Origin of the sequence: Saccharothrix sp. 6-C (genome assembly GCF_016695385.1) — a bacterium.
Lineage (GTDB): Bacteria > Actinomycetota > Actinomycetes > Mycobacteriales > Pseudonocardiaceae > Actinosynnema > Actinosynnema texasense.
Window position 1 is genome coordinate 4,045,818 of the sequence record NZ_CP064192.1, and the last position, 24,293, is coordinate 4,070,110.

16 protein-coding genes are annotated in these 24,293 nt (G+C 72.6%); 9 read left to right on the forward strand and 7 right to left on the reverse strand.

The features are described 5' to 3' along the window. Nucleotides 1-4: 4 nt before the first annotated feature. From IOD16_RS17350 to IOD16_RS17385, 8 genes are all read left to right on the forward strand, one after another. Nucleotides 5-3,676 carry a type I polyketide synthase gene (locus IOD16_RS17350; RefSeq protein WP_236595052.1) on the forward strand — a complete coding sequence of 1,224 codons (3,672 nt, stop codon included), beginning with the start codon at nt 5-7 and terminating at the stop codon, nt 3,674-3,676. Then, on the forward strand, nt 3,666-5,033 hold the full coding sequence (locus tag IOD16_RS17355; RefSeq protein ID WP_201440887.1) for an MFS transporter: 1,368 nt from the start codon (nt 3,666-3,668) through the stop codon (nt 5,031-5,033). The genes IOD16_RS17350 and IOD16_RS17355 overlap by 11 nt, the downstream gene beginning before the upstream one ends. A gap of 17 nt (nt 5,034-5,050) precedes the next feature. After that, nucleotides 5,051-6,304, forward strand: coding sequence for a cytochrome P450 family protein (locus tag IOD16_RS17360; protein WP_201440888.1), 1,254 nt, complete (start codon nt 5,051-5,053; stop codon nt 6,302-6,304). A gap of 30 nt (nt 6,305-6,334) precedes the next feature. Beyond that, nucleotides 6,335-7,036, forward strand: a complete 702-nt coding sequence (locus IOD16_RS17365; RefSeq protein ID WP_123741705.1) for an SDR family oxidoreductase — start codon at nt 6,335-6,337, stop codon at nt 7,034-7,036. A gap of 15 nt (nt 7,037-7,051) precedes the next feature. Continuing rightward, nucleotides 7,052-7,744, forward strand: a complete 693-nt coding sequence (locus tag IOD16_RS17370; RefSeq protein WP_201440889.1) for a thioesterase II family protein — start codon at nt 7,052-7,054, stop codon at nt 7,742-7,744. Nucleotides 7,745-7,753: 9 nt separating this feature from the next. Further along, complete coding sequence (locus IOD16_RS17375; RefSeq protein WP_201440890.1) at nt 7,754-8,578, forward strand: SDR family oxidoreductase; 825 nt, start codon at nt 7,754-7,756, stop codon at nt 8,576-8,578. A gap of 25 nt (nt 8,579-8,603) precedes the next feature. Continuing rightward, on the forward strand, nt 8,604-11,213 hold the full coding sequence (locus IOD16_RS17380) for a non-ribosomal peptide synthetase (protein WP_201440891.1): 2,610 nt from the start codon (nt 8,604-8,606) through the stop codon (nt 11,211-11,213). A 342-nt stretch (nt 11,214-11,555) separates the two neighbouring features. After that, nucleotides 11,556-12,563 (forward strand): LacI family DNA-binding transcriptional regulator, encoded by a 1,008-nt coding sequence (locus tag IOD16_RS17385; RefSeq protein WP_201440892.1) that lies wholly within the window; start codon nt 11,556-11,558, stop codon nt 12,561-12,563. Here IOD16_RS17385 and IOD16_RS17390 read toward each other — a convergent pair. The 6 genes from IOD16_RS17390 to IOD16_RS17415 form a co-directional block, all read right to left on the reverse strand. After that, on the reverse strand, nt 12,525-12,800 hold the full coding sequence (locus IOD16_RS17390; protein WP_201441419.1) for a beta galactosidase jelly roll domain-containing protein: 276 nt from the start codon (nt 12,798-12,800) through the stop codon (nt 12,525-12,527). The genes IOD16_RS17385 and IOD16_RS17390 overlap by 39 nt on opposite strands. Before the next feature lie 99 nt (nt 12,801-12,899). Next, nucleotides 12,900-15,197, reverse strand: a complete 2,298-nt coding sequence (gene yicI / locus IOD16_RS17395) for an alpha-xylosidase (protein ID WP_201440893.1) — start codon at nt 15,195-15,197, stop codon at nt 12,900-12,902. A gap of 160 nt (nt 15,198-15,357) precedes the next feature. Further along, nucleotides 15,358-16,170: a carbohydrate ABC transporter permease gene (locus IOD16_RS17400; RefSeq protein ID WP_201440894.1), complete on the reverse strand. Its 813-nt coding sequence runs from the start codon at nt 16,168-16,170 to the stop codon at nt 15,358-15,360. After that, complete coding sequence (locus IOD16_RS17405; RefSeq protein WP_201440895.1) at nt 16,170-17,072, reverse strand: carbohydrate ABC transporter permease; 903 nt, start codon at nt 17,070-17,072, stop codon at nt 16,170-16,172. Before IOD16_RS17405 ends, IOD16_RS17400 begins: the two co-directional genes overlap by 1 nt. Further along, a complete protein-coding gene (locus IOD16_RS17410; protein ID WP_236595054.1) occupies nt 17,069-18,346 on the reverse strand; it encodes an ABC transporter substrate-binding protein in 1,278 nt (425 codons plus the stop codon). The genes IOD16_RS17405 and IOD16_RS17410 overlap by 4 nt, the downstream gene beginning before the upstream one ends. Beyond that, nucleotides 18,346-21,237, reverse strand: a complete 2,892-nt coding sequence (locus IOD16_RS17415; protein ID WP_236595055.1) for a glycoside hydrolase family 3 protein — start codon at nt 21,235-21,237, stop codon at nt 18,346-18,348. Before IOD16_RS17415 ends, IOD16_RS17410 begins: the two co-directional genes overlap by 1 nt. A gap of 402 nt (nt 21,238-21,639) precedes the next feature. Between IOD16_RS17415 and IOD16_RS17420 the strand changes: the two genes are divergently transcribed. After that, nucleotides 21,640-22,860, forward strand: coding sequence for a glycoside hydrolase family 43 protein (locus IOD16_RS17420; RefSeq protein ID WP_201440897.1), 1,221 nt, complete (start codon nt 21,640-21,642; stop codon nt 22,858-22,860). A gap of 43 nt (nt 22,861-22,903) precedes the next feature. Here IOD16_RS17420 and IOD16_RS17425 read toward each other — a convergent pair whose 3' ends face one another. Next, on the reverse strand, nt 22,904-24,046 hold the full coding sequence (locus tag IOD16_RS17425; protein WP_236595056.1) for a S1 family peptidase: 1,143 nt from the start codon (nt 24,044-24,046) through the stop codon (nt 22,904-22,906). Between the last annotated feature and the right edge of the window lie 247 nt (nt 24,047-24,293).

Sequence of the window (24,293 nt, forward strand, 5' to 3'; positions counted from 1 at the left end):
CGAGGTGACCGACAACCAGGTGATCGACAACCAGGTGACCGACACCGAGAACGCGGTCGCGGTCGTCGGGATGGCGTGCCGCTACCCCGGCGCCGGGAACGTCGAGGAGTTCTGGGAGCTGCTGCGCGACGGCGTCGAGGGCATCACGCGGTTCGACGTCGAGGACCTCGTGCGGAACAAGGGCGCCGACCCGGTCGAGGTGCGACAGCCGAACTTCGTGCCCGCCAAGGGCGTCATGGCCGACTCCGCGAAGTTCGACTGGTCCTTCTTCGGGTACAGCCGCTCCGAGGCCTCGGGCATCGACCCGCAGCAACGGGTGTTCCTGGAGACCGCGACGACCGCGCTGGACGACGCCGGCCTCGACCCGACCCGGTTCGACGGCTGGATCGGCGTGTACGCGGGCGCGGACCGCACCCACACCGACAGCGGCCGCGACCTCAGCCCGCTGGAGCGGTTGATCGGGCTGGAGAAGGACCACGTGGCCACCCGCGTCGCGTACAAGCTCGGGCTGCGCGGACCGGCGGTGACCGTGCAGACCTCGTGCTCCACGTCGCTGGTCGCCATCCACATGGCCGTGCAGAGCCTGCTGAACCGGGAGTGCGACGCGGCGCTGGCGGGCGGTGTCGCCGTGGCGCCCGAGGGCGAGTGGGGCTACTGGCACGAGCCGGGCGGCCCGCTGTCCTCCGACGGGCGCACCCGGCCGTTCGACGCGCACGCCACCGGCACCGTGCCCAGCGAGGGCGTCGGGGTGGTCGTGCTCAAGCGGCTGGCCGACGCGCTGCAGGACGGCGACCGGATCGCGGCGGTGGTGCTCGGCTCGGCGCTGAACAACGACGGCGCGGACAAGATGGGCTACACCACGCCGTCCATCCCCGGGCAGCGCGACGTCATCCTGTACGCGCAGAAGCTCGCCGGGGTCGACGCGGCCGACATCGACTACGTCGAGGCGCACGGCACGGCCACCCCCATCGGCGACCCGGTCGAGGTGCAAGCCCTGACCGAGGCCTTCCGGGCCTCCACCGACGAGAACGGCTACTGCCTGCTGGGCGGGGTGAAGGGCAACATCGGGCACACCAGCGCCGCGGCCGGCGTGGCCGCGTTCATCAAGACCACGTTGATGCTGGAGCACGGCGAGCTGGTGCCCAGCCTGCACTTCGACGCGCCGAACCCGTTGCTGGAGCTGGAGAGCACGCCGTTCCGGGTGTGCACCGAGCACGCGCCGTGGCCCGACCGCGGCACGCGGCTGGCGGCGGTCAGCTCGTTCGGCGTGGGCGGCACGAACGCTCACGTGGTGCTCCAAGGCCCGCCGGCGCGACAGCCCGAGGAGCCGAAGCCGGGCGGAACGGTGCTGGCGCTGTCCGCGGCCTCCCCGGAAGCCCTGGGGAAGCTGCGCGCCGACCTGGCCGGCGTGCTGCGCCGCGATCCCGCGCCGGACCTGGCGGCGGTGGCGCGCACCCTCGCCGAACGCCGGGTGCACCGGCACCGGCAGGCGTTCGCGGTGTCCGATCCCACGCACGCCGCCGAGCAGCTGGCCGCCGCGGGCGACCCGACCGGGTCGCGCCCCCTGGGCAAGGTGGCGTTCCTGTTCCCGGGTCACGGCACGCTGCGGTACAACGCGGGCGCGGGCGCCTACCGGTTGCTGCCCGGTTTCCGCGACCGGTTCGACGAGCTCCGCGAAGCGGTGCTGGAGCGGTGCGGCGTCGACCTGTCGCCGGTGGTGGCGCGAACCCACGGCGGTCCGGAGTGGTTCGACGACGGCGTGAACCAGCAACTCGGCCTGTTCGCCCTCGGCTACGCGCTGGGCAGGCAGCTGATGGACTGGGGCATCACCCCGGTCGGCATGTTCGGCAACAGCATCGGCGAGTTCGCCCCCGCCGCACTGGCCGGGGTGTGGTCGCCCGCCGACGCGGCCGTCCTGGTCCACGAGCGGGCGCGGGCGACGTGGGCGGTGGGGCCGCCCGGTCGCATGGTCGCGGTGAGCGGCACCGCGGAGGAGGTGCTCGGCAGGCTCGGCCCGGACAGCGCGGTCGAGGTGTCGATGATCAGCCGGGGCGGCGTGGTGCTGTCCGGGCCGCAGTCCGATGTGGACGCGGTGCTGGCCGGGGACGCGTTGGTGGGCTTGGACCTCCGGGTGCTGGCGGTGGACCGGCCGGGTCACTGCTCCGCGCTCGCGCCGGTCGCGGAGATCCTGCGCGGCGTCGTCGCGAACACCCCGGCGAAACCCGCGGCGCTGCCGCTGGTGTCCGACACCACCGGCACCTGGGCCGACCCCGCGGCGGTGACCGAACCGGAGTACTGGGCCGCGCAGCTGACCCGGCCCGTGCTGCTCGACGCCGGGGTGGCGACCCTGCTGGACGCGGGGGTCGACACGTTCCTGGAGCTGGGGCCCGGCTCCTCCATGCTGGGCACGGTGCGCTGGAACGGGCGCTGGGACGGCACCGGCACCGCGTTGCCGCTGCTCGGCCGAGCCGAGGACGGCGAGCTGGGTGTGCTGCGGGCGCTGGGCGCGCTGTGGGAGCGCGGGTTCGACGTGCTGGGCGGGACCGCCCTCGCGCCGCCCCCGGGCGCCGAGCCGCCGCTGCGCCTGTCGTTGCCTCCGCACCCGTTCCTGGGTGAGAACCCCGTGGGCGACCGGACCGCGCGGGTCGCGCACCGCAAGCGCGAGCACCGGGCGACGCCCGGCGACACCGGGTCCCTGCGGGCGGCGCTGGAACGGCTGTGGGCGACGGCGCTGGACCGCCCGCCCGCCTCGGACGCGGACCACTTCTACGCGCAGGGCGGCGAGTCGCTGATGGCGTTGTCCATGATGAGCCGACTGCGCGAGCAGACCGGGGTCGTGGTGTCGCTGGCGGAGTTCTCCCGCGAGCCCACGTTCGGCCGCCTGCTGGAGCTGGCCGAGCGCGACCGGCCGGCGGCGGCGGCGCCCCGGCTGCCGGTGAGCGCCGCGAGGTTGCGCGAAGGCTCGGGCCGTCCCCTGTTCCTGGCCGCCGACGCGGCCGGCACCGCGGTCAGCTACCAGGCCCTGGCCGACCGGCTCGACGTGGACCGCCCCGTGTACGGCCTGGAGGTCGACCCGGAGGACCGCACGCACCGGTCCCTGGCCCGGATCGCCGCGCAGCACGTCGACGCGGTGCTCGCCGTCCAGCCCGAGGGGCCGTACACCCTCGGCGGTTGGTCGTTCGGCGCGGTGGTCGCGCACGAGATGGCCCGCCTGCTCATCGCGCGCGGGGCGGAGGTGGACGTGCTGCTGTGCATCGACGCGTTCATCCCCGGCCGGCGCGGCCTGCCCGTCGGGCTCGACCCGGAGTTCCTGTACAGCCACGCGTTCTTCCAGGTGGCCGGGGCGTTCAACCTGGGCGAGGTCGGCAGGCGGATGCGCCACAACCCCGCGCTGCGCAGGATCTTCCTGGACAAGGCGCGGGTGCTGGCGCCCTACCGACCGCGTGCGGTGCACTGCCCGGCCGTCGTGTTCAAAGTGGACGTGGACGCGCGGGCCGCGGACCGGCTCACCGCCCGGCTGGCCCCGCTGTACGGCGGCGGGGTGCGCGTGCGGCCGGTGCCGGGCAACCACTGGTCGGTGTTGACCGAGCCGCACGTGCGGCGGCTCGCCGAGGAACTGATCACCACGTTGGCCGGCGTCGAGCCGGTGCGGAATGAGGTCGTCGATGTCCGCTGAACCGCGCGAGCGCGACACAGCCACGCAGGACCTGGTGCTCGACGCGGACCCGCCCGCGGTGTCGTCCGGTCCGGACCCGGGCTCGCCCGCCGCGGCGGGGTCCGCGGACGCCGCGGGCTCCGCGTCCGAGGAGCAGGCCCCGGAGCGGCCGCTGATCAAGAACCGGGACTTCCAGGCGCTGTGGAGCAGCGAGGCGTTCGCCGCGGTGGCCAAGGAGACCGCGGAGATCGCCTACCCGCTGCTGATCCTGGCCACCACCGGGTCCGCGCTGTACGCGGGCGTGGTCGGCTCGGCGCAGCTGATCACGGCGAGCGTGATGTCCATCCCGGGCGGCACGCTCGCGGACCGGGTCGACCGCCGGTTGCTGCTGGCCGGCTGCAACCTGGTCCGGGTCCTGCTGCTGGCGCTGTTCAGCGTGCTGATCTTCACCGAGAACACCAACATGCCGATCATCTTCGCCATCGCGGTGACGTCGGCGGTCTGCTTCGGGCTGTCGCAGCCCGCGGGGATGGCCGCGATCAAGGCGCTGGTGCCGCCGTCCCAGCTGACCCAGGCCACGGCGCAGAACCAGATCCGGTACTTCGGCGCGACCGTGGCCGGACCACCGATCGGCGGCGCGCTGTTCGCGGTGGCGCGGGCCTTCCCGTACCTGGCGGCGGCGCTGTCGTTCCTGATCTCCACCGCGCTCCTGCTGCTGGTGCGCAAGCCGATGCAGAGCGAGGAGAGCCGGGCCGCCAAGGAGAAGGGCGGCACGGCCGAGGGCTTCCGGTTCCTGTTCAAGCAGCCGATCCTGCGCCCGCTGATCATCTGGATCATGGGCTCGAACATGGCGTTCACCCACTCCGGCGTGTTCCTCGCGCTGATCGCGACCGCGCAGGGCCGCGGCGCGTCGGAGTCGTTCATCGGCGCCACCCTCGCCGTGGCGGGTCTCGGCGGGCTGTTCGGCTCGCTGATCGCCGGGTGGGTGTTCAGGAAGTTCAAGCCGTCGACGATCGTGCTCTACGGCGCGTGGATCGGCCCGGTGGTGGCGATCCTGCTGGCGATCACCCCCGGGGTGGTCCCGCTGGGGATCATCGTGACCCTCGTGTTCATCCGCGGCCCGATCATCAGCACCCTGTTCCTGTCCTACCTCGCCGCCGTCGCCCCGGACAAGGTCCAGGGACGCGTGCTGGGGGCGGTGTTCTTCATGTCCATGAGCGCGGCGCCGATCGGTGTCTTCCTGGTCGGCCTGGTGTTCGACCTGGCCGGCTCGACGTGGGTGTTCATCACGATGTGCGTGATCTCGGGCGTGGCCGCGCTGCCCACCCTGACCAAGCGCATCCGCACCCTGCCCGCACCGGAAACCGTCGCCGTCTGACCGTCGGAGGAGAAGCAATGAGCACCGAAGCGCAGCCGGGCGTGGACTACGAATCGCTCCCTCCGGAGTTCTTCACCGAGCCGACCTACCCCAACGACCACGCCGACAACGCGCGGCTGCGGTCGAAGTGCCCGGTGCACCGGGTCGACCACCCGATCGGCGCCGAGGCGTACGTCGTCATGGACTACGAGACGGTGGCCGCCTCGTTCAGCGACCCGCGGCTGTCCAAGAGCGTGGACAACGCGCCGGCGTGGTGGCAGGAGCTGCTGAAGGACTCCAGCCCGACCCTCATCCGCAACATGCTCACCGCGGACGCCCCTAGGCACACCCGGCTGCGCAAGCTCGTGGCGCAGGCGTTCACGCCCCGCAAGATGAGGGCGCTGCGGCCGAAGATCCAGGAGACCGCCGACGACCTGATCGACGCCTTCGCCGACGGCCGGGCCGACCTGTTCGACGAGTTCGCGATCGCCCTGCCGCTCAAGGTGATCTGCGAGTTCCTCGGCGTCCCGTTCGAGGACCGGGACAAGCTGCACGAGTGGGGTCTGCTGCTCAGCGGCGCGCCGTACGCGACCGAGGAGGAGAACCGCAGGCTGAAGTGGGCCAGCGACAGCATCGAGGAGTACCTGAAGGACCTGCTGGCCGCGCGGCGCGCCGAGGAGCTGGGCGACGACCTGGTCAGCACGCTCATCCGGGCCGCCGACGAGGACGACCGGTTCACCAACGACGAGCTGGTGTCCACGCTCATCCTGCTGATCAACGCCGGGCACAAGACGACCGCCTACACCATCAGCAACGGCATGGAGGCGCTGTTCGCCAACCCCGACCAGCTCGAGCTGCTGCGCGGGGACCCGGGCCTCGCGCCCGGCGCGGTCGAGGAGTTCCTGCGCTACCAGCCGCCCGTCTACCGCGGCACGCTGCGCGTGGCGCTCGAGGACATGGAGCTGGCCGGCGTGCCGATCGGCAAGGAGTCGTTCGTGCACCTGATGATCAGCTCCGCGAACCGCGACCCGGAGGTGTTCGAGGACCCGGACCGGCTGGACATCACCCGCACCGGCAGCCGGCACTTCGCCTTCGGCCACGGCGCGCACTTCTGCCCGGGCTCGCCGCTGTCCCGCCTGGAGGGCGAGATCGCGTTCAACACCCTGCTGCGCCGGCTGCCGGACATCACGCTCGCGGTGCCGCGCGAGGAGCTGCCCTGGCTCTACGACAACTCGGTCGGGCGCGGCGTCACCAGCCTCCCGATCACCTACACCACTAAGCTGCCCCGCTAGTCCAGCAGCGCACAACCCTTGGAGCACCACATGACCCACACCCCCGTCACCCTGATCACCGGCGGCGGCAGCGGCATCGGCGCGGCGACCGCGCGGCAGCTGCTCGGCAAGGGGCAGCGGGTGGCCGTCCTCGGACGCGGTCGCGACCGGCTCGACCGGTTCGCGAAGGAGCTCGGCGAGCCCGCCGAGCTGCTGACGATCCAGGGCGACACCGGGGACTGGGACGCCGTCCAGTCGGCGGTGGCCACCACGCTGGAGCGGTTCGGCCGGCTGGACGCGGCGGTCGCCAACGCGGGCTGGGCCACCCACGACGACATCGCGGAGGGCGACCCGGCCGGCTGGCGGGAGATGGTCCTGACCAACGTGCTGGGCCCCGCCCTGCTCATCCGCGCCGCGCTGGCGGCGTTGAAGGAGAGCAAGGGGCGGATCGTGCTGGTCGGCAGCGTCGCCGGGCACGTGCACTCGGCGGGCAACATCTACGGCATCACGAAGTGGGCGGTGACCGGTCTCGCGGAGAACACCCGCCGGCAGGTCACCGCCGACGGCGTCGGCGTCACGCTGGTGTCGCCCGGCCGCACCGAGACGCCGTTCTGGGACGAGTTCGGCTCGCTGCCCGACGGCAACCTCCTGTCCGCGGACCAGGTGGCCGACTCGATCGTGTTCGCGCTGACCCAGCCCGCGACCGTGGACGTCAACACCATCATCGTCAGGCCCATCGGCCAACCCGTCTGATCAAGGGAGCCAGCAGTGAAGACCGGACTGGTGTGCCTGCCGTTCGCCGGGGCGGGAGCCTCGTTCTTCCACCCGTGGTCCGCCCACGCGGGCGACCGGCTGGTCGTCGTGCCGCTGCAGCTGCCCGGTCGGGAGCGGCGCATCGACGCCGAGCCCTACCGGGACGCCCTGGTCGCCGCGGACGAGCTGCTGCCCGACCTGGAGCGGCAGCTCGACGGCCTGACCGACGTGGTCCTGTTCGGGCACAGCCTGGGCGCGGTCCTCGCCTACGAGCTGGCGCACCGGGTGCTCGCGCACCCGGAGCTGGTGCTGCGCCACCTGTTCGTCAGCGGGTCGCCCGAGCCGCACACGCAGCGGCCCCGGCGCGCCACCGGTCTGCCGGACGACGAGTTCCTGGGCCGGGTGTCGGAGTTCGCCGGGTTCGAGCACGAGGCGCTGCAGGACCCGGAGATGCGCGAGCTGATCCTGCCGACGCTGCGCGCCGACGTGGAGATGCACGAGAACTACCGGCCGAGCACGAACGACCGGCTGGCGGCCCCGATCACGTCGCTGCGCGGGTCGGACGACGCGCTGGTCACCGCGGCCGAGGCGGCCCGCTGGTCGGAGGTCGCCGGGGCCGGGTTCGAGTACGTGGAGGTGCCCGGCGGCCACATGTACCTGACCGGGTCGGCGCCCGAGCTGCTCAAGCTGATCGACGCCGCGGTCTAGGGGGCCACGATGCGGTTGACCGGGAAGGTCGTCATGATCACCGGGGCGGCCCGCGGCATCGGCCGGGCGGCCTCGGTCGCCTGCGCCGCCGAGGGCGCGGACCTGGTGCTGCTGGACGTGTGCGCGGACCTGCCGGGCGTGCCGTACCCACTGGGGTCGGCCAGCCAGCTCGAGCACACCGCGGCGCTGTGCCGGGACCGGGGCGCGTCGGCGCTCACCGTGAAGGCGGACGTGCGCGACCGCACCTCGGTGCGGGACGCCGTGGCCCTGGCCGGCGACCGCTACGGGCGGATCGACGTGGTGGTGAACAACGCGGGCATCGCCGCGCCCTCGGGCAAGGCGGTGCACGAGATCACCGAGGACGAGTGGTCGCTGATGCTGGACGTCGACCTGTCCGGGGCTTGGCGGGTGATCCGCGAGGTCGGCCGGGCCATGAGCGACCAGCGCTCGGGCAGCATCGTGAACATCGCCTCCACCGCCGGGCTGGTCGGCTACCGGCACTTCGCCGGGTACGTGGCCGCGAAGCACGGGCTGATCGGGCTGACCAAGGCCGCCGCGCTGGACCTCGCGCCGATGAAGGTGCGGGTGAACGCGGTGTGCCCGGGCAACGTGCGGGACGACCCCGAGGCCGAGGGCCGGATGCTGCGGGAGATCGCCCGCGCGCTGGACGTCCCGGCGGAGGAGCACGTGGCGGCCTTCACCGAGTCCCAGCCGATGAACCGGCTGGTCGAACCGGCCGACGTGGCGGGCGCCGTGGTGTTCCTCGCGTCGGACGACTCGGCGCAGGTGACCGGCTCGGTGCTCACCGTCGACGGCGGCTTCACCGCGCACTGACCACCACCGACCAGGAGGACACGTGTTGCCAGGCGCCCGATGCCACTCGCTGCGGGTCCGGCTCACCGCCGGGGTGTCGACGTCACCCGCGCAGCCCCGGCTGTGGGTGGAGGACGTGCCGGCCCGGTCGACCGAGCCGATCGCGCGACGGCGGCTCACGACCGAGCTGAACCGGGCGGTGACCGACCTGCGGTGCACCCTGCTGCGCTACCGGGACGGGCTCGCCGACCTGGTCCTGGTGGCGGACCGGGGGTTCCTGGACGCGGCCGGGCTGCGTGCCGCGGCGGCCGGGTTCACCGGGGCGGACCCGGTCGAGCCCGCCTGGGCCGAGGTGGCGGCGGCCGAGGTGGCAGCGGCCGGGGTGCCGGACTGGGCCGCGGCGCCCGACGTGGCGGGGCCCGGCTCGGCCGAGCTCGTCCTGCCGCTCGGCGAAGGAGGGGACGAGGACAGCTGGCGCACCGCGCTGGCGACCGCGCTGGTGCGCTACGCCTCGGTCGACTCCCCCGGCTGGGCGGTCGTCGGCACCGGGCGGGGCGCGGTGCGGGTGACCCCGGGCGGCGCCGCGGAACCGGTCGCCGACCCGGCCGCGGCCGGGTTGTTCGTGTCGCGCGAGGACTTCGGCGCGGACGAGTACCTGCCGTTCCTGGCCGCGCCGCTGCCGTTGACGTTCTCGGTGTGGCGGCAGGGCGGCGCGACGCGGCTGCGCTGCGACCACCAGGGCGGACGGATCTCGCCGGCGCAGGTCGAGCAGTTCACCCGTCACCTGGCGCACGTGCACCGCCAGGTGACGGCGGGCGTCGCCCCGGGCGCGGTGGAGCTGCTGGACGCCGGGGAACGCGACCGGGTGGCCGCGCTCGGCCTCCCGGAGCTCGCGCTCGACACCACGCCGACGACGATCGACGCGGCGTTCCGCGCGGTGGCGGCCCGCACGCCCGACCGGGTGGCGCTGACCGACGGCGACGTGCGGCTGACCTACCGCGAGCTGGACGAGCGCTCCCGGGCCGTGGCCGGCGGGCTGCGCGCGCTGGGCGTGGCCGACGGCGACCGGGTCGGGGTGTGCCTGGAGCGCACCGCCGAGCTGGTGGTCGTCCTCCTGGGCGTGCTCAAGGCGGGCGCCACCTACGTGCCCACCGACCCGGCCTACCCCGCCGAACGACTGGCCTACACGGCGCGGGACGCCGACCTCCGGCTGGTCGTCACCCGGCTGCCCGGGTTCACCGGCGCGGCGGGCACCGTGCCCGTGACGCCGGACGAGGTGGTCGCGGCCGGGTCCGGGCCCTTCGCCACGACCGCGACGCCCGACGACGCCGCGTACGTCATCTACACCTCCGGGTCGACCGGCCGGCCCAAGGGCGTGGTGGTGCCGCACCGCAACGTGATCGCGCTCGTGGACGCGACCCGTCCGGAGTTCCGGCTCGGCACCTCGGACGTGTGGACGCTGTTCCACTCCAGCGCGTTCGACTTCTCGGTGTGGGAGATCTGGGGCTGCCTGCTCACCGGCGGCCGGCTCGTGGTGGTGCCCTACTCCGTCTCCCGCGACCCGGTCGCGTTCCGCGACCTGCTCGCCGCCGAGCAGGTCACCGTGCTCAGCCAGACGCCGTCGGCGCTCGCGCAGCTGCTGGACGTGCGGCACCACGACCTGGTCGTGCGGTTGGTCGTGCTCGGCGGCGAGCCGCTGGACGCGGGGGTGCTGCTGCCGTGGTTCGACGCGCACCCCGAGTCGGCGTGCCGGGTGGTGAACATGTTCGGCATCACCGAGACCACCGTGCACGTCACGCACCGGACGGTCACCCGGCGGGACGCCCTGACCGGGTCGCGGTCCGTGGGGCCTCCCCTGCCCGGCTGGCACCTGTACGTGGTGGACCCGGACGGTCGGCTGCTGCCGCCGGGCGTGGCCGGGGAGATCCTGGTCGGCGGGGTCGGGGTGGCGGCCGGCTACCTCGCCCAGGACGACCTGACCGCGCAGCGGTTCACCCCCGACCCCGTGCGGCCGGGCGGCCCGGTCTACCACTCCGGGGACCTGGGCCGGCTGCGGCCCGACGGCGCGCTGGAGCACCTGGGGCGCATCGACAGCCAGGTGAAGGTGCGCGGGTTCCGGATCGAGCTGGACGAGATCCGCGCCGTGCTGGTGGAGGACCCGACCGTGCGGGCGGCGGCCGTGGTGGTCCGCCGGGACGACCCGAACGACGCGGCCACCGCCCGGATCGACGCGTACGTGGTGCTGACCGAGGACGCGGGCGGGACCTCGGGCGTGCGCAAGCGGGCCGCCGGGATCCTGCCCGACTACATGGTGCCGAGCACCGTGACCGCCCTCGGGTCGCTGCCGCTGACCACCAACGGCAAGTTGGACGCGGCGAAGCTGCCGCCACCGGTGGCCGCGGTGGCGAAGCCGGTCGAGGCGCCCACCGGGAACGACGACCTCGCCACCAGGCTGCGCGAGCTGTGGGGCGCGGTGCTGGGCGTGCCGGTGGGGCTGGACGACGACTTCTTCGAGCTGGGCGGCAACTCGCTGTTCGCGGTGCGCATCGGGGCGCGGATGAGGGAAGGCGGTCTGCCGCCGCTGCAACTGCGCGAGCTGTACCGCCACCCGACGATCCGCTCGGTGGTCACCGCCCTCGGCGACCAGGGCCGCTGAGCCGCCGCCACCGCACGAGGCTCACCACCGGCGCACATCCCGTCGATCGCGACGACCGGCCGGAAAGGCGTTCACCACTGCCGTCGGGGTGCGCGTCGACGCCCCGGCAGGTAAGCGCTTTCCTTGGTTGACACTCGATCGATTCACCCATCTGTTAACGCTAACTCCGCCCTGGGTCACCTGCCGACCGGACGGGGTCCGTTCCTCCCGGATGGCAACCCTAGCAGAGAAGCGTGACCTACGTCACTTTCTGTTAGCGCTCTCAACCAGGGCGCTACGAACGCCGTCCACAGTGGACCAGACAACCGCTCCGCCGGCGCGCCGACGTATTATGATCCACCGATGGTCACCATCGCCGACGTCGCCCGAGCGGCGGGAGTCTCGCCCAGCACCGTCTCGTACGTGCTGTCCGGCAAGCGCTCGATCTCGGAGACGACCCGGCGCCGCGTGCACCACAGCATCCGCGCGCTCGGCTACCGGCCGAACGCGGGGGCGCGGGCCCTGGCGAGCAGCCGCACGAACGTGCTCGCCCTGGTCGTGCCGCTGCGCGCCGACCTGAACGTCCCCGTGGTCATGCAGTTCGTCGCGGCCACGGTCGCCGCGGCCCGCTCCCACGACCACGACGTGCTGCTGCTGACCGCGGACGAGGGCGCGGAGGGGCTGCACCGGGTGGTGGCCTCCTCCCTCGCCGACGCGATCATCGTGATGGACGTCGAGGCGGCCGAACCCCGCGTGCCGGTGCTGCGCGAGCTGAGCCGGCCCGCGGTGCTGATCGGCGTGCCGGACGACCCCCACGCGCTCACCTGCGTCGACCTCGACTTCACCGCCGCCGGGTCGGACTGCGTGCACCACCTCGCCGACCTCGGTCACCGCGACGTCGCCCTCATCGGCCCCTCCCCCGCCGTCTACCAGCGCGGCACGAGCTACGCGGGCCGGTTCCTCAGCGGCTTCCGGCGGACCGCCGCGAGCCGCGGCGTCGAGGCCGCCGCGCTGGCCTGCGTGCCGACCTACGACGGCCTCCGGGAGTGCCTGGACGGCCTGCTGGCCGGTCACCGCCCCGTCACCGGCCTGGTGGTGCACAACGAGGCCATCCTCGGCCCGCTGCTGTCGGAGCTGGCCCGGCGGGGCCTGGCCGTCCCGCGCGACCTCTCGGTGCTGGCGGTCTGCCCGCCGGACGTGGCGCAGGCGCAGGCCGTGCCGCTGTCCTCGATCGACCTGCCGGCCGTCGAGCTCGGGCGGCTGGCCGTCGAGCTGGCGATGCGCCGGCTCGACGGCCCCGCCGAACCCGAGGTCCGGTTGCTGCCACCCCGGCTAACGGCCCGCGGCAGCACCGGTCCGGTGGTTGCCTAGGGTCACCAGGCGCACCTTCCCGGGGTCACCCGGCGCCGCCTCGGTCGCGATCACGGCGAAGGTGAGCGTGTTGCGGTCGCGCAGCACCCCGTTCGGGAGCACGAACTCCCGCTGCGGGCCGACGCCGTTGAGGTACTGGCCCATGTTCCAGCCGTTGACGAAGAGCAGCACCCGGTAGCCCCGCGCGGTGGTGTCCTCGAACCTCAGGCCGAGCGACACGTCGTGCCCGCGCGGCAGGGGAGACCACGTGCCGCTGCTCGGCCGACGCGGGGGCCGCGACCACCGGGGTGGTCGCGGCCGGCGAGCCCAACAGGACGAGCACGACCGCTGAGAACCTCACCGGACCCCTCGCAGCGTCAGCGCACCGCCTTCAGCGCTGACGAGCACGCCGTCGGAGTGCGAGCCGAGCGTGCCGCCGTCGACCGCGTCGACGGCGGCGGCGCCGACCAGCAGCAGCGCCCAGCTCGACGGCGCGCCCTCGGCCTCGACCCGGATCTCGTCGCCCTGGCGGCGGGTGCGGAACGTGGCGTCGCCGACCACCGTCACGTGGTCGCCGTCGGCGAGCCGGTAGGCCCGCAGCGTGACGCCCTCGGCGTAGTCGTAGTCCGGCCGGTCGTCGACCGCGCCCACCGGCAGGATCGTGTCCGGGCGCACGAGCACCGGCGCGGTGAGGAAGTCGCAGCGCTCGCGCGCCCAGCGCGGGCCCTGCACGGTCTCGCCGGTCAGCAGGTGGGTCCACACACCCTCGGGGACGTAGTAGGACACGTCGCCCTCGTCCGAGAACACCGGGGCGACCAGCAGGTCGTCGCCGAGCATGTACTGGCGTTCGAGGTGGGCGCAGCCGGGGTCGTCCGGGAACTCCACCACCATCGCCCGCATCATCGGCGCGCCCTCGGCGGCGGCCTGCCGCGCGGCGCCGTGCAGGTACGGCATCAGCCGCAGCTTCAGCTTCGTGAAGTGCCGCAGCACGTCGACGGACTCCTCGTCGAACAGCCACGGCACCCGGTAGGACGAGCTGCCGTGCAGCCGGCTGTGCGAGGACAGCAGGCCGAACGCGATCCACCGCTTGAACAACGCCGCCGACGGCGTGCCCTCGAACCCGCCGATGTCGTGGCTCCAGTAGCCGAACCCGGACAGGCCCAGCGACAGCCCGCCGCGCAGGCTCTCCGCCATCGACTCGTAGGTGGCCTCGCAGTCGCCGCCCCAGTGCACCGGGAACTGCTGCGAGCCGGCCGTGGCGGACCGGGCGAACACCACCGCGTCGCCGTCGCCGCGCCGCTCGCGCAGCACCTCGAACACCGTCTGGTTGTAGAGGTGGGTGTAGTGGTTGTGCATCCGCTCCGGGTCGGAGCCGTCGTGGTAGACGACGTCGGTCGGCACGCGCTCGCCGAAGTCGGTCTTGAAGCAGTCCACGCCCTGGGCCAGCAGCGCGTCCAGCTTGGCCGCGTACCACGCGCGGGCGGCCGGGTTGGTGAAGTCGACCAGCGCCATGCCCGGCTGCCACAGGTCCCACTGCCACACGTCGCCGTTCGGCCTGCGCAGCAGGTAGCCGTTCGCCTTGCCCTCGGCGAACAGCGGCGACCGCTGCGCGATGTAGGGGTTGATCCACACCGAGATCCGCAGGCCCCGGGCGCGCAGGCGCTCGAGCATCCCGACCGGGTCCGGGAAGGTGCGCGGGTCCCACTCGAAGTCGCACCAGTGGAACTCGCGCATCCAGAAGCAGTCGAAGTGGAACACGCTCAGCGGCAGGTCGCGCTGCAGCATCCCGTCGATGAACCCCGACACCGTCTCCTCGTCGTACGACGTGGTGAACGACGTCGACAGCCACAGGCCGAACGACCACGCGGGCGGCAGCGCGGGCCGACCGGTGAGCGCGGTGTACTTGCGCAGGATCTCGCGCGGCGTCGGACCGTAGATCAGGAAGTACTCCAGCGACTGGCCCTCGACGCTGAACTGGACCTTCGACACCGCCTCCGAGCCGACCTCGAACGACACCAGCCCGGGGTGGTTGACGAAGATCCCGTAGCCCGCGTTCGTGAGGTAGAACGGGACGTTCTTGTACGCCTGCTCGCTGCTCGTGCCGCCGTCGGCGTTCCAGATGTCGACGGTCTGGCCGTTCTTGACCAGCGGGCCGAACCGCTCGCCCAGCCCGTAGACGGTGTCGCCGACGCCCAGGGTGAGCTGCTCGCGGACGTGGTGCGTGCCGTCCACGGTCATGAAGCCGATGCCCTTGGCGCCGCTGCTGGTCAGCGGACGGCCGTCGGCGGTGAACTCGACCCGCCACTCCTCGCCGCGGCGCACCCGCACCGACAACGCGCCGGCGGTCATCACCACCCCGGCGTCGTCCTCCACCACCTTGGCCTCGTGGGCGCCGTCGGCGGCCACGGAGAACACCGGCTCCGCGGGCGTCCCACCGTCGAAGTGCGTGATCGTCACGCCGATCACGTCGGCCATCGGCGAGGTGAGCCCCAGCGTGACCGCCGGGCCCTTGAGCGTGTCGCCGCGGTGCCGGATCGGACGGGTCGACGCGTGCACGACGACCTCCCCGTTCCCCGCGGCGACGTCGCGCACCTCGACCGGGTGCGCGGCCTCGACCCCCGGTCGCAGCAGCCAGTACCCGTCGCTGAACTTCACCCGAACTCCAATCGGCGAAAACCTGACCGCGTGCGGTCAGGGGAAGCGGCTCGATGTGTCTCTTGCCGGTCGACCGGCGCGCGGCGCCGCGCGACCCGGCGGGGCGCCGGGGGAACCGGAGCCGGCCCCACCGGTAACCGCTCCCGCCGGTGCGGGCCCGTCACTTGACCGCCCCCGCCGTGATGCCGCGGGTCAACGCGCGCTGGAAGATCAGGAAGAAGACGATGGCCGGGACAACCCCGAGCAGCGCCGAGGCGCTGGTCATCGTGGCGTCCATCATCCGCTGGCCCTGGAGCACCCCCAGCGCCACCGGCACGGTCTGGTTCTCGTTGGAGATCAGCAGCACCAGCGGCAGGAAGAACTCGTTCCAGGTCCAGATGAAGAAGAACACGAACAGCACGCCCAGGGTCGGCCTGCTGATCGGCACCACGATCCGCACCAGCGCCTGCCACTTGGTCGCGCCGTCGATGCGGGCGGCCTCCAGCAGCTCGCGCGGGAAGCCGCCGAGCGTGGAGGTGAGCAGGTAGGTGCCGAACGCGGCCTGGACCACCGTGAAGACGATGATCACGGCGAGCTTGGTGTCGTACAGCCCGACCTCGTTGGCCAGGAAGTACAGCGGGTAGGCCAGCGCTTCCTGCGGCAGCGTGTTCGCGATGAGGAACACCACCAGGATCCACAGCCGGCCCTTCACGCGGCCGATGCCCAGCGCGTAGGCGTTGAACACCGACACGACCACCGCGAGCACGGCCACCGACCCGCTGATCACCACGCTGTTGACCAGCTTCTCGCCGAAGTCCACCCGTTCCCAGAAGGCGACGATGCCGTCCAGCGAGATGCCCGAGGGCAGGTCGAGCGGTCCGCCGGTGGAGTACTCGGCCGGTGTCTTGACCGCGTTGAGCGCGACGAGGACGAACGGCGCCAGCATCACCGCGGCGAGCACGATCATCGACCACAGCACCGCGTGCCGCCTCATCAGCGCCCACCCCGGTTCTGCACGCGCAGGAACACCGCCGTGAGGACCAGGATCAGCGCGGTGAGCACGGTGGCGATGGCCGCGCCGTAGCCGACCTGGGTCTTCTCGAAGAAGTTCTGGAACGAGTAGTAGGACGGCACGTTGGTCGACCCGCCCGGCCCGCCCCTGGTCAGCACGTAGATCGGCGCGAACACCTTCAACGCGGCGATCGTGCAGGTCAGCAGCACGACGAAGATCTCCGGCCGGATCTGCGGCACGGTGACGTGGAAGAACCGGCCCCACCACGACGCGCCGTCCAGCTCCGCGGCCTCGTGCAGCGACGGGTCCACGCGCTGCATCCCGGCCATGAAGATCACCACCGGGTAGCCGACCTGGATCCACAGCATCACCGCCATCACCGACCACAGCGCGAAGTCGGGGTCGCCGAGCCAGTTCCGGGCCAGCGAGTCCAACCCGACCGCGCGCAGCACCTCGTTGAGCGCGCCGTCCCGCGGCGCCAGGATCCAGCTCCACACGATCCCGGCCACCGCGATCGGCAGCACCTGGGGCAGGTAGACGCAGGCCCGCAGCACGGCGGCGTGCCGGGCGCCGAAGTGCTTGCCGATGAAGTCGAACAGGGCGGCGGCGATGACGAGCCCGGCCAGCGTGGGCAGGATCGCCATCGCCACCACGAGCCCGACGTTGTGCCGGAACGACGCCCAGAACGTGCCGTCGCCCATCAGCCGGGTGTAGTTGTCCAGCCCGACCCACTCCGGGGTGCCCGCGCCGGACCACTCGGTGAAGCTGATGCCGATGTTCATCCCGAACGGCACCAGGATCACCGCGAGCAGCAGCAGGCCACCGGGGATGAGGAAGAGCAGGTACGACCCGCGGTCGCGGATGGAGGCGGGTACCGAGCTCATTTGCCTACGCTCGCCGTGTTCTCCTTGTAGTAGTCCGCCATCTCGGTCAGCGCCTCGTGCGCGCCGATCTGCCCGGTGATCACCTTCTGCACGGACGACACCTGCGCGTCGTAGAAGCCGGGTGCGGGCCAGTCCGGGTAGAACGCCAGCCGGTCGCCGTCCACGAGCGCCTTGAAGTCGTCGTTGAGCTGCTTGGTCTTCGGGTCGGTCACGGGGGTCTCGCCCGGCGCGACCGCGATGCCGCCCGCGTCGCGCAGCTTGTCCTGGATCGCCGGCGACATGGTGATCTCGATGAAGTCGTAGGCGAGCTGCTTGTTCTTCGAGCCCTCGGGCACGACCCACAGGTTGCCGCTGGACCCGGCGGTCATGCCCGGCCACGGCACCGAGGCCCACTCGAAGTCCTTGACCTGCGCCTGCACCCGGCCGTACCACCAGCTGCCGCTGATCATGATCGGGCTCTTGCCCTGCATGAACGACAGGCCCATGTCCTCGGCCTTCACACCGGCCGAGTCCTTGGAGATGTAGCCCTCGCGCAGCCACTCGGCGAACCGCTCCGCGCCGAACACCCACGGCTTGTCGTGGAAGTCCACGTCACCGGTGTAGCGCTGGAACCGGTCCACCCAGTCCCGGTCGGCCCGGGTCAGCGCCAGTTGGTACAGCAGTTGCGCGGCCGGGTACTCGGCGCCGCCGAGCGCGAGCGGCGTGACGCCGGCGGCGACGAACTTCTTCATCGCGGCGGTCAGCTCGTCCAGCGTCCGCGGCGCGGCCAGCCCCTGCTGGTCGAACAGGGTCTTGTTGTAGTAGACCATCACGTACTCGGCGTAGTTCGGGACGCCGTACCACTTCCCGGACCCCATCACGCCGCGGTCGTCGTACTTCGCCGTGGTGTCGATGCCCGGCCCGAGCTTCTTGTCCCACCCGCGCTTGGCGACCTCGTCGCTGATGTCGGTCAGCAGGCCCTGCTTGGACAGCAGGCCGGTGGTCGCGTTGCCCTTGTTGTACTCCAGGATGTCCGGCGCGTCCTTGGAGTTGAGCACCATCGAGGCCGTCTTCTGGATCTGCTCGAAGCCCTTCTCCTCGAACTTCACCGTCACGCCCGGGTGCGAGGCCTCGAACTGCTTGATCGCCTCCGCCCACGCCACGCCCATGGCGCTGTCCGGACCCTCGTAGTGCCACAGCTTGAGGGTGTTGGGGTCGGAAGCTCCGTCGGAGCCGCCGCAGCCGGCCAGGGCCAGCACGGCCGCGACCGCGGCTGCCAGGAGACGCTTGGACATCAGGGTGATCCCTCCACGGTGAGGTTGTCGATCCGGGCCTTCCCCGTGAAGACCAGGTAGACGTCCTGCCGGCCGGTCGCGCCGAGCAACGGCGCCGTGACCGCGGTCCAGGAGTGCCCGTCGGCGGTGGTCGGCACGGCGAGCGTGCCCGCCAACCGGCCGCCGGGGCCGCCGAGGCGCACCTCGACGGTCGTCGGCGCGTCCGGGTTCGCCACCCGGGCCGTCAGCGACCGGGACGACCGGCCCAGGTCGACGTCCTCGAACGAGACCCACTGGCCGGGCGCGGTCGAGGCGACGGCGGTGCCGCGTTCCTTGGTGGTGTCCACCAGGGTGACGCCGGAGTAGTCGTCGAAGTTCTGCGCCTGCGTGACCCGGCGCAGGTCGCGCGGCGGGATGGTCTCGCCGCGCACGCTGATCACGCGGGTCAGCGGACCGACCGCCAGCTCGTGCGGCGCGCTCTCCACCACCGGCTTCTCCCGGGTCACGTCCCAGAACGCCAGGTCGGCGGCGCGCACGGTCAGCTGGACGGTCTTCGTCTCGCCGGGCCGCAGCTCCACCCGGTCGAACGCGCGCAGCCGCTTGAGCGGCTGCCGGGCCCGTGACGCCGGCTGGCGCGAGTACAGCCGCACCACCTCGGCCCCCGCCCGGTCGCCCCGGTTGGTCACGTCCACGCGCACGCGCACCTCGCCGGAGGCGTCCACCGCGGTCCGGTCCACCCGCAGCCGCGAGTAGCCGAACGACGTGTAGCTCAACCCGTGCCCGAACGGGTACAGCGGCTCGCCGGTGAAGTACTGGTAGGTGTGCCCGGACTTCGAGATGTCGTACCGGAGCTTGTCCGGCAGGTCCGCGTCGGACCGGTACCAGGTCTGGGTCAGCCTGGCGCTCGGGTTGTGGTCGCCGAACAGCACGTCGGCGATCGCGTGGCCGGTCTCCTGGCCCGCGTGCGTGGTCCACAGCACGGCGGGCAGGTCCGCGGTGTCCCAGTCGCCCGCGTACGGGTAGCCGCTCTCCAGCACGACGACCGTGCGCGGGTTCGCCTCGCGCACCGCGTCGATCACGGCGCGCTGGCCGGCGGGCAGCACGGTGGTCTCGCGGTCGTCGTCCTCGCGGCCGTTGATGAACGGCATGCTGCCGACCACCACCACGGCCGCGTCCGCGCCCTTCGCCGCTTGCACCGCGCTGTCCACACCGCTGCGCACGACCTCGCGCCCGAATTTCGCCGCCGCCGCCGGCGTCTCGGCGGTCACGGTCAGCCTGCCGTCCGCGCCGACGACCGCGTACCGGCCCCGGCCGAACCACGACTGCGTGACGTCGTTGCCCGCGTACTCCAGCACGAAGGAGCCGTCGGGCAGCGCCACGAGCTCGAACTGCTGCTGGACGAACCAGCCGTTGGGTTGCCTCGCGTTGTTGACGAGGCTGCGACCGTCGCCCAGGGACACCGTCCTGCCGTTCGCGGCCGCCCGCAGCGTGACCGTGCCCTCGCCCCAGTCGAACACGTCGAACCCGCTTGCGTCGCCCGGCGTCACCTCGGTGGCGGTGAGCGGCGCGCCGGAGTCCGAAGTGGACGCGGTGACGTACTTCCCGGTGGCCAGATCACGCAACCGGATGTGGTCGACGCCTTCGCTGGAGGTGACCGCGGCCCGTTCGGCGAGGCCCTGCAGGGGCGTGACGCGGTAGGGCATCGTGCCGGAGTACCAGTCCTCGTACAGCGTGTCCGCGAGCTGACCGACGACCGCGACCTCCTTGGTGTCCGCGGTGGACAGCGGCAGGGTGTTCCGGTCGTTGCGCAGCAGCACGACCTGCTCGGCGGCCACCTGTCGGGCGAGCTGCCGGTGTTCCGGCGCGTCGATCACGTCCGGTGTGGTGCTCGCGTGCGGGTTGCGGCCGGGCGGGTCGAACTCGCCGAGCCGGAACCTGATCGACAGCACGTGCCGCGCCGCGTCCTCGACGTCGGCCGCGGTGATCAGACCCCGGTCGATCGCGGCCTTGACCGACGCGGTGGTGGGGGCGGAGTTCCGGTCGTCCTCGGTGAAGCTGTCCAGGCCCGCGCGGATCGCGGCGGCGTTGCCCTCGACCCGGTTCGGGTGGTACCGCTGGGCGCCGGCGACGTTCGACGCGCCGCCCGCGTCGCCGACGATCATCAGGTCCTCGTCGGTCCAGGAGCGCACGACCTCGTCCAGCTCGGGGCCGACGTGCGTCGGGCGGCCGTTGACCAGGTTGTACGACGCCATGACGCCGGTCGCGGCGTCCGCCGAGATCGCCGGGCGGAAGGCGGCCTCGTCGTAGTCCTTCAGGATGCGCGGCGGGACGATCGAGTCGACGGTGACGCGGTCGTCCTCGACGTTGTAGGCCAGGTAGTGCTTCAGCGTCGGCGCGGCCTGGAGGTAGTCGGGGTGGTCGCCCTGGACGCCGTGACCGAACGCGGTGGAGATCCGGCCCGTCAGGTACGGGTCCTCCGAGTAGCCCTCCTCGTTGCGGCCCCACCTCGGGTCGCGCAGCGGGTTCACCACCGGCGCCCACAGGTTGAGGCCGTTGTGCGCGGGGTCCTTCGCGTGGAAGCCGCGGGCCTCGCGGCCGGTGACCGCGCCCACCCGCTCGACCAGGTCGGGGTTCCAGGTGTTCGCCAGGCCCAAGGCCTGCGGGAACACCGTCGCCCCGCCGAGCCAGGCCACGCCGTGCAGCGCCTCCGTGCCGGTCTTGAACGCGCCGATCCCGAGCCTCGGGATCGCCGGTTGGTACTGGTGCAGCAGCGACACCTCCTCGTCGACCGTCAACCTGGCGAGCAGGTCGGCGATCCGGGTGGCGCGCGGCAGGTCCGGGTCGCGGAACGGGAGCTCGTCGGCGTGGGCGGGCAGCGGCGCGACGAGCAGCGACGCGACCAGCGGAAGCACCAGCGAACGGCGGGCTCTCGACACGGGCCGCCCCCTTCGTCTCCGGGGAAGCGTGGAGCTCCCTCGCCATCGAAGCGCTTCGACTGGCGACCCTAGAGGGCCGGCCGCGACGGGCGCAACAGGCCGCCGGAGTGAAAGTTGTTAACGCTAATTCACTTGACCGGAACGTCTTGACACCCGCGCGTCCCGGGAGATACGACTAGTACCTCGCCGCCATGGACCGCCACTTTTCCGGCCCGTGGATGTTAACGCTCACATTCGCCGCCGGACCCTACGGACCTGGGGGCCGCGCATGCGCACCCGCACCCTGCTCGCCGCCGTGACCAGCGTGGTGGTCGCCGCGTTCGGCCTCGCCGGTCCCGCGCCGGCCGCCCTCGCCGCCGGTCCGGTGCCGCACACCTGATGACCGCGTTCACCAACAGCAGCGAGTCGAACATGCACGTCTACGACTCGGCGAACGCGACCAGCTTCGCCCTCGTCCGGTCCAACGCCTACACCCCGCCGTCCGGCCTCATCCGCGACCCCAGCGTCATCCGGCACACCGACGGCTACTACTACATCGTCTACACCACCAACTGGACCGGCGACACCATCGGCTTCGCCCGCAGCGCCGACTACACGACGTGGACGTTCCTGCGGAACGTGGTGGTGGGCTTGAACGGCTCCACCGGCAGCACCTGGGCGCCGGAGTGGTTCAAGGACTCCGACGGCAGCGTGCACGTGGTCTTCTCCGCCTCCACCACCGGCACCGCCGGTCAGTTCCGGCCCTACCGGATCACCGCGACCAACAGCGCGCTGTCCACGTGGACCTCGCCGACACCGCTGGGCATCCCGGCCAACTACATCGACAGCCACCTCGTCAAGGTCGGCGGGACCTACCACAACTTCCTCAAGAACGAGACCACGAAGTACATCGAGCACGCCACCGCGACGTCGCTGAACGGACCGTGGCAGTTCGTCGGCACCGGCAACTGGGCGGGCTGGGGCTCGGGGCTCGAAGGCCCGGCGCTCGTGCGGCTGCCGGACGGCCGCTGGCGGATCTACTTCGACCAGTACGGCGCCAAGCGCTACTACTACGCGGACAGCTCGAACCTGAGCTCGTTCGGCGCCAAGGTGGAGCTGACCGGGCTGTCCGGCACCGCCCGGCACTTCACCGTGCTGCGCGAGGACGTCGGCGACGGCACCGCGGTGGCCACCGGCAGGCGCTCGCTGCGCTCGGCCAACTTCGCCGACCGCTACCTGCGGCACCGCGACAACCTGGCCTACGTGGACCCGATCAGCACGGCGACCGACCGCGCCGACGCCACGTTCGACGTCGTCGCCGGGCTGGCCAACGCCGGCTGCTACTCGTTCCAGTCGGTCAACCACCCCGGTCGCTACCTGCGGCACCACACCATGCGCCTGGTGCTGAACGCCGACGACGGTTCGGCGGTGTTCCGCGCGGACGCCACGTTCTGCGGACGGGCCGGGCTCGCGGGCGGCGGCACGACGTCGTTCGAGTCGTTCAACTTCCCCGGCCGCTACCTGCGGCACTACGACTACGCGATGCGGCTGGACCCGCGCACGTCCGACGCCGCGTTCACCGGTGACGCCTCCTTCACCGTGACCGCGCCGTTGGGCTGACGGTCGCGGACCCGCCCCCGGCGGGGCGGGTCCGCGGTCGCGGTCAGGCGGTGAGCAGCGTCAAGCCGTAGGTGGACAGGATCTCGTTGATCGGCTGGAACCAGGTCCGGCCGCCGGACGAGCAGTTGCCGTAGCCGCCGGACGTGACGCCCTGCGCCTGGTCGCCGGTGATGAACGAGCCGCCGGAGTCGCCGCCCTCGGCGCACACGCTGGTGCCCGCCATCTGGTGCACGTCACCCTGCGCGTAGTGGATCGTCTCGTTGCGGGACTGGATCACGCCGCAGTGCCAGTGGGTCGTGGAGCCCGAACGGCAGACGGACGTGCCGACCGGCGCCTCCCACGAGCCGCGCACCAGGGCGTCGCTGACCGTGCCCCAGCCGAGCACGACGGGCGCGTTCCACCAGCCGCCGCCGGTGCGGACCCACGCGTAGTCGTTGCCGGGGAACGAGGACCCGGCGAACTGGCCCTGCCAGGACCGGTCCCAGCCGTACACCTGGGCGCCCGTGCCGCCGCAGTGGCCGGCCGTGACGTAGCCGCCGTGCACCGAGAAGCCGATGGAGCAGCGGACGTTGCCGGTGTAGTACGGGTCGCCGCCGACGGTCCCGGCAGCGAACGGCACGGGCGCGGTGACGCCCTCGGTGTTCACCTCGACGGGACCGTGCTTGCGCGCCTCGGCCAGGAACCGCGCGACCTCCGCGGTCTGCACGCCGGGCTGGACGTCGACCACCACCGCGCCGCTGCGCGGGTCCGGGTGCCAGCTGGTCACGGCCGCGGGCACCGCGCCGGACGCCGACAACGCGTCCACGCGGTCCTTGACCCGGTCGAGCTCGGCCGCGCTGCGGCCGACCAGCCGCGCCTCGGCGCCGGTGGCGCGGACCCGGTCGGCCGCCGCGGTGTCGGTCACGCCGACCACGAGCACGCCCTTGTCCTGGTCGAACCAGCTGCCGCCGAAGGACGACCCGGCCGCGGTGCGCGCCGAGGGAGCGCGCCGGGTGGCCATCGCCTCCAGGTCGAGCCTGGTCCGGACCTGCTGCTCGGTCAGCCCGAACGCGGTCCGCATCGCGGACACCAGGCCCGGCGAGAGCTGGTCGGCCGCCGGCGCGGCCTGGGCCGCCGGGGCGACCACCAGCCCGCTCACCGCCAGCGCGGCGGCCACACCGATCTTCGTCAACGTTGTCATCCGCATGCAGTTCTCCTTGTCCACAGGGAGGCGCGAGGCCGATGCAGGTCGACCGCGCACCCGAGGCAAGTCAGTGAGAGAGCGCTCTCACAGTCTGCTGGTTCAGACCATGCAACACCCGCTGCCCGTCGTCAATCCCCTGCGGCGGACCGGTCCTCCGCCGCGTCGGGCGCCCCGGTGCGGCGACCGGTCGCCGGGCGCGGCGAAACTCCGCCCGTGACGGCGCGACCGCCGCTTACCCTTGCCGGGCTCG